The 16,285-nt window shown below is 62.6% G+C and carries 12 protein-coding genes and 1 riboswitch; of the genes, 6 read left to right on the forward strand and 6 right to left on the reverse strand.

Annotated features, from left to right (window positions below; translation table 11 throughout):
- From ASE26_RS19380 to ASE26_RS19390, 3 genes are read right to left on the reverse strand one after another with little or no spacing between them, the layout of a single operon-like run.
- Positions 1-1,047 (reverse strand): glycosyltransferase family 4 protein, encoded by a 1,047-nt coding sequence (locus tag ASE26_RS19380; RefSeq protein ID WP_055923395.1) that lies wholly within the window; start codon positions 1,045-1,047, stop codon positions 1-3.
- A gap of 11 nt (positions 1,048-1,058) precedes the next feature.
- Complete coding sequence (locus tag ASE26_RS19385; RefSeq protein WP_162259187.1) at positions 1,059-2,477, reverse strand: oligosaccharide flippase family protein; 1,419 nt, start codon at positions 2,475-2,477, stop codon at positions 1,059-1,061.
- A gap of 10 nt (positions 2,478-2,487) precedes the next feature.
- Entirely contained in the window at positions 2,488-4,569 is a 2,082-nt protein-coding gene (locus ASE26_RS19390; RefSeq protein ID WP_229208181.1) for a glycosyltransferase, read from the reverse strand.
- Between the two features lie 98 nt (positions 4,570-4,667).
- Between ASE26_RS19390 and ASE26_RS19395 the strand changes: the two genes are divergently transcribed.
- Positions 4,668-5,372, forward strand: coding sequence for a hypothetical protein (locus tag ASE26_RS19395; RefSeq protein WP_055923391.1), 705 nt, complete (start codon positions 4,668-4,670; stop codon positions 5,370-5,372).
- Positions 5,357-5,977: a hypothetical protein gene (locus ASE26_RS19400; RefSeq protein ID WP_055923389.1), complete on the forward strand. Its 621-nt coding sequence runs from the start codon at positions 5,357-5,359 to the stop codon at positions 5,975-5,977. Before ASE26_RS19395 ends, ASE26_RS19400 begins: the two co-directional genes overlap by 16 nt.
- Here ASE26_RS19400 and prsR read toward each other — a convergent pair.
- Positions 5,951-7,297 carry a PEP-CTERM-box response regulator transcription factor gene (gene prsR, locus ASE26_RS19405; protein WP_055923387.1) on the reverse strand — a complete coding sequence of 449 codons (1,347 nt, stop codon included), beginning with the start codon at positions 7,295-7,297 and terminating at the stop codon, positions 5,951-5,953. The genes ASE26_RS19400 and prsR overlap by 27 nt on opposite strands.
- A 101-nt stretch (positions 7,298-7,398) precedes the next feature.
- On the opposite strand from prsR, the gene nadB reads away from it, so the two are divergent.
- On the forward strand, positions 7,399-9,006 hold the full coding sequence (nadB, locus tag ASE26_RS19410) for an L-aspartate oxidase (RefSeq protein ID WP_055923385.1): 1,608 nt from the start codon (positions 7,399-7,401) through the stop codon (positions 9,004-9,006).
- Here the strand turns inward: nadB and ASE26_RS19415 are convergent.
- On the reverse strand, positions 9,003-9,746 hold the full coding sequence (locus ASE26_RS19415) for an ABC transporter substrate-binding protein (RefSeq protein WP_057246772.1): 744 nt from the start codon (positions 9,744-9,746) through the stop codon (positions 9,003-9,005). The two genes, nadB and ASE26_RS19415, sit on opposite strands and share 4 nt — an antisense overlap.
- A 39-nt stretch (positions 9,747-9,785) precedes the next feature.
- Between ASE26_RS19415 and ASE26_RS19420 the strand changes: the two genes are divergently transcribed.
- Positions 9,786-10,328: a GNAT family N-acetyltransferase gene (locus ASE26_RS19420; protein WP_057246773.1), complete on the forward strand. Its 543-nt coding sequence runs from the start codon at positions 9,786-9,788 to the stop codon at positions 10,326-10,328.
- On the opposite strand, the gene ASE26_RS19425 is transcribed toward ASE26_RS19420, so the two are convergent.
- The gene (locus tag ASE26_RS19425) at positions 10,325-12,415 is read right to left on the reverse strand and encodes a 3-hydroxyacyl-CoA dehydrogenase NAD-binding domain-containing protein (RefSeq protein ID WP_055923378.1); all 2,091 of its coding nucleotides are present in this window, start codon (positions 12,413-12,415) and stop codon (positions 10,325-10,327) included. The two genes, ASE26_RS19420 and ASE26_RS19425, sit on opposite strands and share 4 nt — an antisense overlap.
- Before the next feature lie 237 nt (positions 12,416-12,652).
- Here ASE26_RS19425 and ASE26_RS19430 point away from each other — a divergent pair, with 237 nt between their 5' ends.
- Complete coding sequence (locus ASE26_RS19430) at positions 12,653-14,125, forward strand: S8 family serine peptidase (RefSeq protein WP_055923376.1); 1,473 nt, start codon at positions 12,653-12,655, stop codon at positions 14,123-14,125.
- Between the two features lie 324 nt (positions 14,126-14,449).
- A riboswitch (cyclic di-GMP riboswitch) is annotated at positions 14,450-14,536 on the forward strand.
- A gap of 120 nt (positions 14,537-14,656) precedes the next feature.
- Positions 14,657-16,285: S8 family serine peptidase (locus ASE26_RS19435; RefSeq protein ID WP_057246774.1), on the forward strand; the 1,629-nt coding region annotated here is incomplete at its 3' end.

The following is a 16,285-nucleotide window of genomic DNA, read 5'->3' on the forward strand; positions in this document are numbered from 1 at the left end:
TCAGGCCGTATCCGCCGGCACCAGTTCGCGGTAGCAGGCTGCGACCTGGGAGGCGACACGCTGCCAGGTGAATTGCTCCACCATCGACTGCACGCTGGTGCGTAGCGGTGGCCGGGCAGCCAGGCTGACAATCGCCTCCCGTTGGCCGGCCTGGTCGTTCCATGCGACCTTGCGCAGCATGCCATCCGAGCCGTCAATCTGCAGCGCACTGTCCTGTGTCATGACCACCGGCGTGCCCGCCGCCAGTGCCTCGAGCACCGACAAGGGGAAGATCTCACCCTGGCTGGGCAAGGCCACCACCGAGGCGGCAGCATAGGCACTGGCCAGCAAGGGATCCTCATGGTCCAGTGCGCCAAGCCAGCGCGACCAGGGCGACTTCAGCACGCTTTGCAGGTAGTCGTGCTCCTCGCGGGCGACCGGGCCGATCATCACCAGTGGCAGCTCGCTGCCTGCCAGCGCCTGGGACAGGCCAAGCTGGTTCTTATATGACGAGACCGTGCCCACGGTCAGCACGAAGGGGCCGACAATACCGGTGCGATGGCGGAACAGCTCGCCTTTTGCGGTAAAGAACTGGCGGCTGATGCCATTGGGGAAGACACGGATTTTCGAGCGATCGGTCAGGAATCCGCTCACGATCGCCTCCCGTTCGGCTTCGCCCAACGCGATCACCAGGTCCGCCAGTTGCAGCGCGCGCTTGGTCTGGGCGTAGCTTGTCTGCAGGTTATAGGAGCAGATGCGCCCTGCCAGCCGGTCCGCCACCCGCGCGCGAAGGCCTGCATTGCGGCTCCAGGTGGGCGAGACCAGGGGCGAAAGCACCACCGGAAGACCCAGTTCGACCGCGGATTCGACTACGCGGAAATTGCCGTTAAATGCAGAGAAAACATGGATCAAATCGAAGTCGGTCAACCTCTGGCGCGCCGGGTCGACCAGTTCCGCCGACATCGAGGCCTCAAGGTGGTTCAGCGCCGCGACGGTCTCGCGCACCTGGACCTGCAGCCCGCCTTCACGCTGGAACAACATGGGATAAGACAGGATTCCGATGCGCATGACCCCTCCCCTCATGGTTGCCAGCCGGTGCGACGCAGGAAGCCGGCCAAAGGATGCTGCTGGAGCCAGATTGCCAGTCCCCATCCAAGCGCTCCCGCGCCGCCGCCGGCGAGCAAATGCAGCACTCCAGGCGCCTCGTTGCGGGCCGCTGCCAGCACCAGCATGGCCGGGGCGAGCGCAGCACCCGTAGCCAGGGCGCTCTTGCGCAATGCCCGCAGCAAGACAGCGGGCTCCAGTCCGTATAGCTTGCGCAGGCATCGCAACACCAGCCAGCTGCGTAACAGGAGGCTGAGGGCAACCGCCGCCGCCAGCCATTCCAGCCCCGCCAGTCCAGCGGGAACGAGTATCGCCAAGCGCCCCGCTACCGCGATGGCGTCGATCCTCGCTTGCTCTCCGATATGACCGGTGGCCAGCAACAGATAGCGCGCCATATTGAACATGCTATACAGCGCAGCGGCGCCACACATGATCCGTATCAAAGGTACGCAGCCTTGCCACTGCTGGCCGTACAACAGCGACACGAGTGGCCCTGCGAACAGGCCGGCAAACAGGAAGAAGGGCCAGGACAAGGCAGTGATGCACGCAGCCGCCGCGATGTATGCCTGCAACGGATCACCGCCTTCGCGTGCCTGCTTCGCGAAAAGCGGGAAGACCACGGGTGAGACCGCACTGGTGACGGCCTGGTTGAACAGCGAAAGCACCGATTGCGCCTTGCCGAGCAAGGCCACCTCCTGCACCCCGAGCAGTTTGCCGGCGACGAGGTCGGGCGCCACGACGCCGACCTCGTCGATTGCGTTCGACGTCACGGCAAGCCCGCCGGGCCGGACCAGAGCGCAGATGCCATGCAAACCGGGACGCCATGCCATACCGGCAGGCTGCTGGAAGAGCCCCGCCAGAAAGCCTGCCAGCGTCGCCGCAAAACTGCCCCACGCCAGGGCGCAGGGTCCTGATCCGTTGCTGGCCAACGCGATGGTAGCTACAAACTGCGTCGCGTTGTAGCTCGCAGACACCCTTAACAGCGCGCCCGCGCGCATCTCACGGCGCAGCAGTGCCGTTACCTGGGATGAAAACGGCACCAGGACGAAGTTGAGGGCCAGGATGTGCAGCACTTGCGCCAGTTGCGGTTGCCGATAGAAGTGCGCAAGTGCGTCGGCCGAGCCGGCCACCAGCAGGGCGAGGCCCCATCCCATGGCAATCGATATGGTCAGCAAGGCGCGCTGTTCTGCTCTCGACAGATCACGCCGTGCAACCAGTAACTGACCGGTCCCCAGGTCGCGGAACACCTGGGCCAGCCCGGTCAGCACCGCTGCGATTGAATAGACGCCGATCTCCGAAGGGGACAGGAGCCGCGCGAGAATGATGGAAGATGCCAGGGCCAATGCGGCCTGCAGGTACTTTTCGGCAAAGCCGAAGGCAAAGTTGCGCGCCATGCCGCGCATTTCACGTCAGCCCGTCATAGAAGGCCTCCACTTGCGCGCTGATGACCGGGACCGCATACCGCGCCTCTGCTTCCGCCCTGCCCTGGCGCCCCATCTCGGCGCGGCGTTCAGGATCGTCCAGCAATGCGCCGATCGTCAGGACCGCATTGTCGATGTCGCCCGGAGCGAGCAGCAAGCCGCCTGCGCTGCCCTCGAGGATATCTGCGCTGCCGGGCACCCGTGTAGCCAGGACCGGCACGCCGCACGCCATTGCCTCGATCGTCGCAATGCCGAAACCTTCGCGCAGGCTGACCAGCAAATGGAGGTCCATGGCGGGGATGATGGATTCAACCTTGGCCTGGAAGCCGGTAAAGATGACGCGCCGCGTCAGGCGCTGGCGGCGCACCGTCTCGCGCAGCGTCGACTCCAGCGGGCCGGTCCCGACCAGCATGAGCTTCAAGCGCGGCCGCGTCTGGGCCAGGCTGGCAAAGATCGCCAGCAGCTCCTCCGGGCGTTTCTGCCCCGACAGGCGGCCGACGCTGCCGATCACCTCGTCATTGTCGGCAATGCCCCACTGGCGCCGTGCAGCGGCGCGCCGCCGCGGCGAGGCCTGGAAGCGCCGCATATCGACGCAGTTCGGTATCACCGCCAGCCGCGCGCCAGCGGGCAGCCACTGGCGATACAGCGCCAGGAAGTGATTCATCGCAGAATCCGATACTGCGTACACGCCTCGTACTCCCGACATGGCACGCTGCAGCTGGCCACGCTGCCATTCATTGAACTCGGTATGCGGGAACGCGTTGTGGACGCTGATCACGGCCGGTACGCCGCAATGCTGCGCAAGCCATAAAGCGCTGGCGCCATAAGTCGTCCAGCAGAATGCCACATGTACCAGGTCGGGGCGCAGCTTGCGCAATGCCGGCGCGCTGAAGGCCATCGCGCGCAAGCGGTTGAGGTGGCGCCAGGGCCATTCTTCCAGCATCGGCGGCACCTTCAGATCGGCTATTTCGACGCATTCATCCTGCGCCGACTGGCGCCAGCGCTCATCGCCGACAAAGCGCGGCGGCGCCAACACGCACTCATAGCCGACACCCTTGAGGAAGCGGGCTTCGTCGAGCATGCGCAGCTCCATGCCGCCCAACTCGCCCGAAAAGCTGGTCAGCACGATGCGGCGGCTGGCCGGGCGTTTGATGGCCGCTGCCGCTTCTGCAATGTAGCCGCCAAGGTAGGCCAGTTCCCAGCGCCGCTGGAAGATCCGTTCCGGCTGGCGCAGCAGCATGGCTGTAGCCAGGCCGCCCAGTTCTTCCATGTACTTGCGCAGCATCCAGCGCGGTGCGCCAAACAGCTCGGGAAACTGGCCCGCCTTGGTCAGCCGGCAGGCACCGCGGCCATAGCGCCGGGCGCGCGCCATGACCCAGTCGGGCGTCAGCTGCACCGGGCGTATATGGTGCGCAACACGCGCCGCAGGGCAGAACCAGGACTGGAATCCGGCGCCCTCCAGCAGGCGGGTAAAACTGACTTCGCCTCCCATCGCATATTCGCCTGCGGCCGGCCCGATCGACTCGTCGAAGCGGTAGCCGTGGCGGAAGACCTCGCCGCGCACCGCCATATTGGCGCCCCACACAAGCCCCGGATAGACAGGGCCTTCCGGCAGCTTGGGGTCGGTCAGGCCATACGTCAGGCCGCAGGGAACCAGCCGCAGCAGCCATTCCGGCGGCATCTCGCTCCAATCGGGCACGATGCTGCCACCGAAAATCGCGAAACCCTGCCGTTCGTTTGCTGCGTCGGCGTAGCGCACCAGCCAGTCGCGCTCAGGCGTGGCGTCGTCGTCGGTGAAGACAAACAGGCGCGTCTCGGGCCCTTTCATCGCCACCGCCAGGCCACGGTTCAACGCCGCGTTCTTGCCACGCCGCGGTTCGTAGGCATAGTGCAGCGGCAGGCGGCTGGCGTAGGACATCAGCAATTCGCGCGTGCCATCGTCGCTGCCATTATCCACGACCAGCAGGCGCCAGCCCTCCTCCGGGCTATGCAACTGCGTGTAGGCATCGAGCACTTTAGGTAAAGTACGCACCCCATTGAACGTAGCCATCAGCACAGTGAGCATGATGATCCCTCCCCGGAAATGCCAGTCTATGCAAGGCGACGGAGAACGCGCTTGCGTTAGCTCAAAGAGCTCGCGCAAAGCTTTGCTGTAATGACTGCATGGCCACCCACCTTTTGCACACTATCTCGGAACTCGGCCCCGGCAATACGGCCTGGTACGCCCTTGCGCGGGCATTGCGCCTCCTTGGGCTGCAGCTGTGGCGCTACCATTTCGTTGCGCAGCGCGTGGCGCCGGCAGCCATGCGCTCCGCTCCCGGCAAGATCGTTATATCGTCTGTTGCAAGCCTGGCCGAATTGCCGCCGGACTATCCGAGGCCGCGCGAAGTGGTTGCGGCGCGCCTGCGCCAGGGCGGCTGCAGCATCGCGGCCTGGAAAGGCAGGGAACTCGCCGCAACCTTGTGGTACCAGTTCGGCGCCTATGAGGAAGATGAGGTGCGCGCGCGCTACTTCCTGCCTGCGCCGGATTCTTGCTGGGACTACGACGTCTTCGTGCAGCCGCATATGCGCCTGGGCATGACCTTTTGCCGAATCTGGGATGAGGCGCACCGGCGCATGCGCGCGCGCGGAGTGCAATGGACCTGCAGCCGGATTTCCGCCTTCAATCCCGGCTCGCTGCGGGCGCACCGGCGTATCGGCACTGTCCACCTTGGCAGTGCAACCTTCATCGCCCTGGGGCGCTGGCAGCTGATGTTTGCAGGCCGGCGGCCATTCATCCACCTCTCCGCCGGCCCCGGCTCGCGGCCGCAACTTGTTTTCGACACCCGCGCGCTCGAACCTGGAGGACACCCATGCCAGCCTACCTGATGCTGCTCGCAGCGCTCGCAGCAGACTGTCCTCCTTTCAGCAAAGGCAGCACCGGCGGCGACTACTACAACGGCGAAGATGCCAAAGGGCTGGCCGTGGTGGAAGCCTTCCATTTCGGCCCGCAGGTGGAGGCGCTGCTGCGCGGGATGTCAGGCACCTTGGGCGGCGATATCGCCTACACGCTGGAGCACTTCCCCAACCATCCCCGCGCCCTGGCCGCGATGGCCCGGCTGGGATTGCGCGCAAAGAAAGTCCAGGTGCCCGGTGCACACCATACAGTGGAGTGCTATTTCACGCGCGCCATCGCATTCGTTCCCAGCGACGGCGCCGCCCGGGCCTTGTTTGGGGCCTACCTGCTGTCGCTGAAGCGCGATGCCGATGCCATAGGGCAGTTGCGGGCCGCGCTGGACATCCAACCCGGCGACGCTGCGGCCTGGTATAACCTGGGATTGGCCCACGTGCGCCGGAAAGATTGGCCGGCGGCGCTGGACGCCGCGCACAAAGCCTATGGACTCGGATTCCCGCTGCCCGGACTGCGGCAGCAATTGAAGGCAGCGCGCGAATGGCGCGAACCCGACTCACTTGATGCCGTGGTGGCTCATTAAGTCGTACAAGGTGGGGCGGCTGACACCGAGCAATTCGGAAGCACGCGCAATATTTCCTCCCGTTCTTGCCAGCGCCTTGACCATCACCCGGTACTCGGCCGCATTGCGCGCATCGCGCAGGTCGATGTTCTCGGCCTGGGGCGCACCGGCAGGCAAACCCAGGTCCTCCAGCGAGATATGCGGCCCTTCGCTCATGATTACGGCACGCTTGATACAATTTTCGATCTCGCGCACATTGCCGGGCCAGCCGTAAGCTTCAATGGCGGCCAGCGCATCCGGATGGAATGGCCATGCTGGGCACCCTTCCGACTGCAGGAAACGATGCCGGAAGTGCTGCGCCAGCAAGACCGCATCGCCGATCCGTTCGCGCAGCGGCGGCACCACCAGTACGATTTCAGTCAGCCGGTAAAAGAGGTCTTCGCGGAAGCGCCCCTCGTCCACCATCACCTTCAGGTTGCGGTGCGTAGCACAGACGATGCGCACGTCAACCGCGATCTCGCTGCGCCCGCCGAGGCGCTCGATCACGCGCTCCTGAAGGAAGCGCAGCATCTTCGCCTGCAGCGGCAAGGCCATGTCGCCGATTTCATCAAGGAAAAAAGTGCCCCCTGCTGCCAGTTCGATCTTGCCCAGCGTTTGGCGCTCCGCGCCGGTGAAAGCGCCCTTCTCGTACCCAAACAGCTCGCTCTCCAGCAGGTGCTCGGGTATCGCAGCACAATTGATGGCCACCATGCGCCGGTCGTGCCGGGTGCTAAGTTGATGCAGGCCGCGCGCCAGGACTTCCTTGCCGCAGCCGGAGGCTCCCATCAGCATCACGGTTGCGGAACTGGGGGCGACTTTTTCTATGCTCCGGCACACGCGCAGCATGCCGGGATCGCGTGTCACCAGCCCCGCCAGGGGCGAATCGGCCTCGGTTTGCAGCATGCGCCGGTTTTCCTGCTGGACCGAGTGCAGGAAGAAGGCACGCTCCGCCATCAGGCACAGCATGGCGCCGTCCAAGGGCTTCTGGTGGAAATCATAGGCGCCGAGCGCCATTGCCTTCAGCACGTTTTCGCGGTCCTGGTTGCCGGACAGGACGATTACCTTGGTGTCGGCAGCAATGGCCAGCATCTGCTGCAGCAAAAGCAAACCTTCGCTTGCACTGTCCGGCTCCGGCGGCAGGCCCAGGTCCATCGTCACCACTGCCGGCTGGTGCCGGCGCAATTGACCCAGGGCGGCATCGCGGTTGCCCGCAAAGACCACCTCATACGCGTCCAGAGCCCAGCGCAACTGCTTCTGCAGGCCCAGGTCATCCTCCACCACGAGCAGCTTTTTCTTGGTCATGAGCCCATGATGCAGCATGCCGCCAGTGGGGCTTTTGAGGCAGCGCAACGGCAAATAGTTTATATTGTTGCTTATTACGCTAAAAATAAGCCCGAAACACCATGAAATTCGATGTCGTGATTGTTGGCAGCGGCCTGGCCGGCCTCTCTGTTGCACTCCACCTGGCGGAAAGCCGCAAAGTCGCCATCATCTCCAAACGCGCCCTGCTCGATGGCGCCAGCAACTGGGCCCAGGGCGGTATCGCCGCCGTGCTCGATTCAGGCGACAGCCATGAGCAGCACATCGCCGACACGCTGGTGGCCGGCGGCGGATTGTGCGACGAGGGCGCCACCCGCTTCATCGTCGAACACGGGCGCGAAGCCATCGAATGGCTGATTGGCCTCGGTGTACCGTTCACCCGCGACGAGAATGCGGAACTGGGCTTCCACCTGACGCGCGAAGGCGGCCATAGCCAGCGCCGCATCATCCATGCTGCCGATGCCACCGGCCATGCCGTGCAGGTCACGCTGGAAGAAAAGGTGCGCGCCCATCCGAATATCAGCCTGTTCGAGCAGCATTGCGCGATCGACCTGATCACCACCGACAAGCTGGGACCGCGCCCTGCCAACGGGCAGCCGCGCTGCCACGGGCTGTACGTGCAGGACGTCACCACCGGCCAGGTGCACACCGTCACCGCCGAGCATACCGTGATGGCAACCGGTGGCGCCGGCAAGGTTTACCTGTACACCACCAACCCCGACACGGCCAGCGGCGACGGCATCGCCATGGCGTGGCGCGCCGGGTGCCGCGTGTCGAACATGGAATTCATCCAGTTCCACCCGACCTGCCTGTACCACCCTTACGCAAAGTCCTTCCTGATCACGGAAGCAATTCGCGGCGAAGGCGGCCTGTTGAAACTGCCGCCGGAAGCCGGCGCCGCCGCCGGCCAGCGCTTCATGCTGGCTCACGACGAACGCGCCGAACTGGCGCCGCGCGACGTGGTGGCGCGTGCCATCGACTTCGAAATCAAGAAGCGCGGCCTGGATTATGTGCACCTGGACATCAGCCATAAGCCGGCCGAGTTCCTGATCGAACACTTCCCGACCATTTACGCACGCTGCCTGGAACTGGGCATCGACATCACCAGGCAGGCGATTCCTATCGTGCCCGCAGCGCATTACACCTGCGGCGGCGTGGTAACCGACCTGTTCGGCCGCACCGACTTGCCGGGCCTGTATGCCGTGGGCGAAACGGCCTGCACCGGCCTGCATGGCGCCAACCGCCTGGCCAGCAATTCCCTGCTCGAATGCGTGGTCATTGGCCGCGCCTGCGCCCAGGACATCCTCGCCCAGGACAAGGAAAGCACGCCCTACCTGCCGGATTGGGATGAGAGCCGCGTTACCGACGCCGATGAAGAAGTGGTGATCGCCCACAATTGGGACGAACTGCGCCGCTTCATGTGGAATTACGTGGGCATCGTCCGCACCACCAAGCGCCTGGAGCGCGCCCAGCACCGCATCGCCCTGCTGAAAGAGGAGATCGACGAGTATTACCGCCATTTCCGCATTACCAGCGACCTGCTGGAGTTGCGCAACCTGGTGGAAGTGGCTTCGCTGATCGTCAACAGCGCCCTGCATCGGCGCGAGAGCCGCGGCCTGCATTTCAGTCGCGACTATCCGGCCACGCTGCCGAAAGCGCTGCCGACCGTACTCACGCCGGAACGCCGCTAAGGCACAGTCACTTCGTGCCGCACGCCGAGGCGCTTCAGCTCTCCGCTATCGACCAGGCGCTGGAATTCCGCATCGAATTCCTTGCGCAGCGCGTCGGACGCGGGGCGTTTCGGGAACGCGAAATAGCCGTCCTGCACCTCGATCACCCGCGGCAGCATGGACAGCTGGCCGGACAGTCCCATCCGCCCCAGCACCGGCTCGGTGTTACGGCGGTTACTGGCAAACATATGCGCATGCTGCGCCGCCAGCATTTTCAGGCCGCTGTCGACGCTGTTCACCACGTCGAGCCGTAATTGCGGCCGCGCCTTGTCGAAGGCCGTCCCATACGACCAGCCGTTAACGATCGCGATGCGCTGCTCCGACAAGGAGGCATAGTCCCCGTCCCAATCCTGCATCGCGCCCCTGCGCACGTAGAACACCATCTGGTCCTGGTAGAACGGCAGTCGTGAAAACGACATGAGCTGCTGGCGCTCGAAAGTCTTGTAGGGGCCGACCAGGATATCGGCCTTGCCCTGCGCGACAAGCGCCTGGGCGCGCGCCCAGGGGTAGAGTTCAAAGATGGCCCGGTGCCCCAGGCGCTGGGCGATGAGGCGCACCACTTCCGGGCCGAAGCCAACAATCTCGCCCTCCTGGCCACGCTCGTACACGCGTTCGAAATGGGTACCGATCACCAGCAGGTCGCGGGCGGCCGCCTGCAGGCAGCAAAGCAAGGCGAAGATAGCAGCAGCGAATTTGCGCATGGGTTCTCCCTGGGTGCCACCCTATGATAGCATTTCCGAATGACAAATCCAGCCACACTGCGCGCTGCCACAACAGCCGATATCCCGGCCATGGAGGCCCTGATCCGGCGCTCAGGAATCGAGCTCAGCAAGGGTTTCTATTCGGACGAACAGGCCGCCGCGGTGACGCGCCATGTATTCGGGGTCGACACGCAGCTGGTGGATGACGGCACGTATTTCCTCATCGTACGCGATGGCGAGCTGCGGGCCTGCGGCGGCTGGAGCAAGCGGGCCACGCTGTTCGGCGGCGACCAGCACAAATCCGGCCCGGACCCCTTGCTGGATCCGGCCACCCAGCCAGCCCGGATCCGGGCATTCTTTGTCGATCCCACGGTGCCGCGCCAGGGGCTGGGCCGCATGCTGATGGAGCATTGCGAACACCAGGCAGCCGCCGCCGGTTTCCATGCCATGGAACTTGCAGCCACCATGCCGGGCGTGCCGCTGTACATTGCCTGCGGTTTTAAGCCGGTGGAAGAGTTCGCGCTTGCGCTGCCCGGCAACGTCTCGGTACCGCTGTTGCGCATGCGCAAGCATATTACTTAATTACTATTGAAACCTTTGCCTTCGGCGGCCAGTTTGAGCAGCAGCGCGGCCGGTTTCCAGGCTTCGCCATGGCGGCCCCTGGCAAATTTCTCAATAGCGCCCACTACGTTAGCCAGCCCCACCGTGTCGGCATAGAACATCGGGCCGCCGCGGTAGAGCGGGAAGCCGTACCCGGTCAGGTAGACCATGTCGATGTCGGAGGCGCGCAAGGCGATCCCCTCTTCCAGGATGAGCGCGCCTTCATTCACCAGGGCATAAACCAGGCGCTCGACAATTTCCTGCTCGCTGACATGGCGGCGTACAACGCCGATATCGGCCGAATGCTTGACGATCATCTGGTTGACTTCCGCGCTTGGGTAAGCCTTACGGTCGCCTTCCTTGTAGTCGTACCAGCCGCCGCTGGTTTTCTGGCCAAAGCGCCCCATCTCGCACAGCAAGTCGGCAGTCTTCGAATACACGACTTCCGGCTTTTCGATATAGCGGCGTTTGCGGATGTACCAGCCGATATCATTGCCGGCCAGGTCGCTCATGCGGAACGGCCCCATCGGGAAGCCAAATTTCTCGATCGCCTTGTCCACCTGCTCCGGCAAAGCGCCCTCTTCCAGCAGGAAACCAGCCTGGCGGAAGTATTGCTCGATCATTCGATTGCCGATAAAGCCATCGCAGACACCGGAAACCACGCCGGTTTTCTTCAGCTTTTTCGACAGCGCCATGGTGGTGGCCAGCACATCCTTGCCGGTCGCCTTGCCACGCACCACTTCCAGCAGCTTCATGACATTGGCCGGGCTGAAGAAATGTGTGCCGACCACGTCTTGCGGACGGCTGGTGAATGCCGCGATCTGGTCCAGGTCCAGCGTGGAAGTATTCGAAGCCAGGATGGCACCCGGTTTCATTACCTCGTCCAGCTGACGGAATACGGTTTCCTTGACGCCCATCTCCTCGAATACTGCTTCGATGACAATATCGGCGTCGGCGATGGCGGCGTAATCCAGGGTGCCGCCGATCAAGGCCACACGCTGGTCGAATTTGTCCTGCGTTAATTTGCCCTTTTTCAGGGTGTTTTCATAATTCTTGCGGATCGTGGCAAGGCCTTTGTCCAGCGCTTCCTGCCGGGTTTCCAGCAGCACAACCGGAATGCCGGCGTTGGCAAAATTCATTGCAATACCGCCCCCCATGGTGCCTGCGCCGATCACGGCGGCCTTGCGGATCTCGCGCACCGGGGTATCGGGCGGCACATCGGGAATCTTGCCCGCGGCGCGCTCTGACACAAAGGCATGGCGCAGTGATTTGCATTCGGTGGTTTGCATCAGGTGCAGGAAGCGTTCGCGCTCGAATTTCAGGCCGGCTTCAAACTCCATGGTGACGGATGCCGCCACGGTTTCCAGGCATTCGATCGGTGCCGGGAATGGGCCGGCCACCGCTTTGACGGTATTGCGGCTGAATTGCAGGAAAGCTTCATGATTGGGATAGTCGACCTTGCGGTCGCGCACTTTCGGCAGCGGACGCTGGCCGGCGACGCTTTCCGCAAAGGCCTTGGCCTCGGCCAGCAGGTCAGCCCCGGCAGGCAGCAGTTTGTCGAACAGTGCGGTACCCGCCAGCTTTTCGGACAGCACCGGCGTGCCGGACACAATCATGTTCAGCGCCATCTCCAGGCCAAGCACGCGCGGCAACCGCTGCGTCCCGCCAGCCCCCGGCAGCAAACCCAGTTTCACTTCCGGCAAGGCGATCTGGGCACCAGGCAACGCTACGCGGTAATGGCAGCCAAGTGCCAATTCCAGGCCACCGCCCATGGCAACGGAATGGATCGCTGCCACCACCGGCTTGCTGCAACCCTCCACCGCGCGGATCAGGCTGTGCAAAGTCGGCTCGGTCAGCGCTTTGGGCGAATTGAATTCCTTGATATCGGCGCCGCCGGAAAACGCTTTGCCCGCACCGGTCAGCACAACGGCTTTTACCGCATCGTCCTCTTGCGCCCGCCGGATGCCTTCGATAGCGGCAGTCCGCGTCGCCAGCCCGAGGCCGTTGACTGGCGGGTTGTTGAACGAAATGACAGCAATGGAACCGTGGACTGCGTAATCTGCGCTCATGGAATGTCTCTTCTTTCTTGGTGTGATGGTGGTGCCGAGCAGCTACTATAACCCAGCAATCGAACGATCGTACGTTTCGAGTCGGGAAATTCGTTCTGAATTATATAAAACATATTGCCCAAGGATATTACCAACACAAACATTCGCATAAATCCGCTTGCCTTCCATTAATCGGCCGAATAATATCTCGCGGGGTAGTTCTCGTTTTTTAATCTATTAAAGACAGGGACTCGCACCATGAAATCAATTCTCTCGCTTTCCTCGGTAATCGCCCTTGCGTTTGCAAGTTATACCGCCTCCAGCAGCGCCGCACCGCCCGAAGCATTTGCCCTTGGCCGCATCCTTGTCGAGCCGCGTGCCGGCCTGGCAATTGACGAAATGTCGAAGCTCATGAAACAGCACGGCGGTAATCAATCCCGCAGGCTCGGGCAAAGCAATATTCACGTGCTGGAAGTCAGCAAGGGCTCCGAACGGGCCATGGTCAGCAGATTGAAGAACAACCCGCATTTCAAATTCGCGGAACTGGACCAGATGGTTCCGGTTGCGGCCACCGCCAATGATCCCTATCTCGGCAGCGAGTGGCATATCAACAAAATTGCAGCGAATACGGCCTGGGATACTTCCCAGGGGGCCGGCGTCACCATCGCGATCCTGGACTCGGGCGTCGATTCGGCCCACGCAGACTTGGCGGGCAATATTGTGGCTGGTTACAACAGCTACGACAACAACACCAATACGGCGGATGTCTGCGGCCATGGCACCAAGGTCGCAGGCTCGGCCGCTGCGGTGACCAATAATGCCCTCGGTGTGGCGGGTGTGGCCGGCAAAGCCAAGATCATGCCGATTCGAATCGCTTTCCTGAGTTCGGGCTCCTGTTATGCCTATTTCTCAACCATGGCGAGCGGCCTGACCTGGGCGGCGGATCATGGCGCCAGGATAGCCAACATCAGTTACGCCAGCGTGCCAGCCAGTTCTGCGGTGCAAAGCGCGGCGAATTACTTGCGCAGCAAAGGCGGCCTGCTGTTCGTTTCGGCCGGAAACTACAACCGTGATGAAGGCTTTACCCCCACCACCGCGATGATCCCGGTCTCGGCTACCGCCTCGAATGACACACGCGCCAGTTTCTCGAGCTACGGCGCCTTCGTCGCTTTGTCCGCGCCGGGTTCCGGTATCTACACCACGGTGAAAGGCGGCGGCTACGGTGGCGTGAATGGCACATCCTTTTCAAGTCCGATTGCGGCAGCCGTCGGCGCATTGGTGATGGCCGCCAATCCGTCACTGACCGCCGACCAGGTACAGGACATCCTGTTCAATACCGCAGTCGACCTGGGGACCGCCGGACGCGATATCTACTTTGGCTACGGCCGGGTCAATGCTGCCGGCGCGGTAGCAGCCGCTATGGCTGCGCCTCTGCCTGATAACGTAGCGCCGGCTGTTGCCATGACAAGCCCCAGCGGGAACAGTACAGTTTCCGGCCTGGTAGCGATCGACGTGAATGCATCCGACAACCGGGCCGTGACGCGCGTCGACCTGAAGGTGAACGGAATTGTCGTTGCTTCCGATACGTCCGTTCCATTTGGCTTCAGCTGGAATTCCAGCGGCGTCGCCAACGGCATCAACAGCCTGGCCGCAGTGGCCTACGATGCCGCTGGCAACGCAGGCAATTCCAGCACAGTGCAAGTGAACGTCGCCAATAGCGCTTCGCGCTAATGCAATCATTCTAATTACCTTGATACAGCCCGGCTCAGGCCGGGCTTTTTAATTTAAAAACATTATTGTGACTACGAAAGTAGAAGTAACCAAAAGAAATATATCAAGTCATTGAATTAACTAAAGTTTCTTTRATTCCAGACTTAATTGCGACATTCAAAAAAAGTTTTAAAAATTCTGCTTGCCACACGGCAATTGCATGATTATAGTTCCCTACAGCAAGATCTGAAACANATTCCAGACTTAATTGCGACATTCAAAAAAAGTTTTAAAAATTCTGCTTGCCACACGGCAATTGCATGATTATAGTTCCCTACAGCAAGATCTGAAACAGGGCAAACCACTGGAAACGGTGGGACGCAAAGTCATCGGTCTAAAGAGCTTCGGCTCCATGACGGCAGGACTGCCAGACAAAAGTATCCCCTCAACATGGGCRCTCATAYGCCTGTGCGGGTTGTGATGCAGTCTTCTACCGGCTTATAGACCGGCGGGCAGTCCTCGTTTTTATTTTTTRAAACAGGGACTCGCACCATGAAAACCATCACCACCATCGCCGCCGCAATCGCTACCGCTGTCGCTACCCTGGCTGCACCAGCCTTCGCCGCTCAAAACGAAGACTTCATCAAGGGCCGCATCATTGTGGAACCGAAAGCCGGCCTGACCGTGGCGGAATTCTCCAAGATCCTGAAGGCYAACGGTGCCGGCAGCGCCCGCAAGCTGGGCCAGAGCAACATCCACGTGATCGACGTGGCGCACGGCTCCGAAAAAGCCATCGCCAACAAGCTGAAGAACAACCCGCACTTCAAGTTCGCCGAGCTCGACAAGCTGGTCGATATCGCTGCCACCGCCAACGATCCATACATGGGCAGCGCCTGGTACATCGGCAAGATCGGCGCCAGCACCGCCTGGGACAGCAGCTGGGGCGAAGGCGTCACCATCGCCATCGTCGACTCGGGCGTCGAATCGACCCACCCTGACCTGGCCGCCAACATCGTGCCTGGCTATAACACCTACGACAACAACAGCAACTCCGCCGACGTTTGCGGCCACGGCACCGAAGTTGCCGGCACCGCCGCCGCGGCAACCAATAACGCCCTGGGCGTGCCTGGCGTCGCCGGCAAAGCCAAGATCATGCCGATCCGCACCGGCTACCTGACGTCCACCGGCGCCTGCCAGGGTTCCTACTCGGCCATCGCCGCCGGCATCACCTACGCTGCCGACCACGGCGCCCGCATCGCCAACGCCAGCTATGCCTACCTGCCAAGCAGCTCGGCCGTGATCAGCGCCTCGAACTACATGAAGAGCAAGAACGGCCTGGTGTTCGTCGGCGCCGGCAACAGCAACATCAACGAAGGCTTCACCCCGACCGATTCCATGATCGCCGTCGCCGCCACCGATGGCAACGACGCCAAGGCCAGCTTCTCCAGCTACGGCTCTTTCGTACAGCTGTCGGCTCCAGGCACCAACATCAACACCACCACCCGTGGCGGCGGCTACCGCATGCAGGCCGGCACCTCGTTCTCCAGCCCGGTCGCCGCGGCAGTCGGCGCRCTGGTGATGGCGGCCAACCCGGCACTGACCGGCGCCCAGGTGCAGAGCATCCTGTTCAGCACCGCGACCGACCTCGGYGCCGCCGGCCGTGACATCTACTTCGGCTACGGCCGTGTCAACGCGGCAGCCGCCGTGGCCGCCGCCAAGGCTACCCCGGCCGCCCCGGCAGCCGACACCAGCGCACCGACCGTGGCSATCACCAACCTGGTCAGCAGCAGCACCGTTTCCGGCCTGGTCGCCGTCAACGTGAACGCTACCGACAACGTCGCTGTCAGCCGGGTCGACCTGAAAGTCAACGGYACCGTGGTCGCYTCCGACGTCACCGGSCCTTACAGCTTCAGCTGGGATTCGAAAGGCGTGGCCAACGGCATGARCAGCCTGGTAGCCATCGCTTATGACGCTGCAGGCAACGTGGCCAGCTCCAGCACCGTGTCGGTGAACGTCGCCAACACCGTGGCCGCACCGGTGGCTGACACCACCGCTCCAGTGGTCACCATCGCCAACCCGACCTCCGGTTCGGTGTCCGGCACTGTGAACGTCACCGTGAACGCCTCCGACAACAGCGGCTCGGCCGGCATCAACATGAGTGTCTACATCGACGGCCAGCTG

The sequence above is a fragment of the Duganella sp. Root198D2 genome (genome assembly GCF_001428585.1).
Lineage (GTDB): Bacteria > Pseudomonadota > Gammaproteobacteria > Burkholderiales > Burkholderiaceae_D > Rugamonas.

Excerpts from the sequence above, each read along its gene's own strand:
- ASE26_RS19380 (WP_055923395.1), bottom strand. The coding sequence starts at position 1,047 with ATGCGCATCGGAATCCTGTCTTATCCCATGTTGTTCCAGCGTGAAGGC.
- ASE26_RS19385 (WP_162259187.1), bottom strand. The coding sequence starts at position 2,477 with ATGGCGCGCAACTTTGCCTTCGGCTTTGCCGAAAAGTACCTGCAGGCC.
- ASE26_RS19390 (WP_229208181.1), bottom strand. The coding sequence starts at position 4,569 with ATGCTCACTGTGCTGATGGCTACGTTCAATGGGGTGCGTACTTTACCT.
- ASE26_RS19395 (WP_055923391.1), top strand. The coding sequence starts at position 4,668 with ATGGCCACCCACCTTTTGCACACTATCTCGGAACTCGGCCCCGGCAAT.
- ASE26_RS19400 (WP_055923389.1), top strand. The coding sequence starts at position 5,357 with ATGCCAGCCTACCTGATGCTGCTCGCAGCGCTCGCAGCAGACTGTCCT.
- prsR (WP_055923387.1), bottom strand. The coding sequence starts at position 7,297 with ATGACCAAGAAAAAGCTGCTCGTGGTGGAGGATGACCTGGGCCTGCAG.
- nadB (WP_055923385.1), top strand. The coding sequence starts at position 7,399 with ATGAAATTCGATGTCGTGATTGTTGGCAGCGGCCTGGCCGGCCTCTCT.
- ASE26_RS19415 (WP_057246772.1), bottom strand. The coding sequence starts at position 9,746 with ATGCGCAAATTCGCTGCTGCTATCTTCGCCTTGCTTTGCTGCCTGCAG.
- ASE26_RS19420 (WP_057246773.1), top strand. The coding sequence starts at position 9,786 with ATGACAAATCCAGCCACACTGCGCGCTGCCACAACAGCCGATATCCCG.
- ASE26_RS19425 (WP_055923378.1), bottom strand. The coding sequence starts at position 12,415 with ATGAGCGCAGATTACGCAGTCCACGGTTCCATTGCTGTCATTTCGTTC.
- ASE26_RS19430 (WP_055923376.1), top strand. The coding sequence starts at position 12,653 with ATGAAATCAATTCTCTCGCTTTCCTCGGTAATCGCCCTTGCGTTTGCA.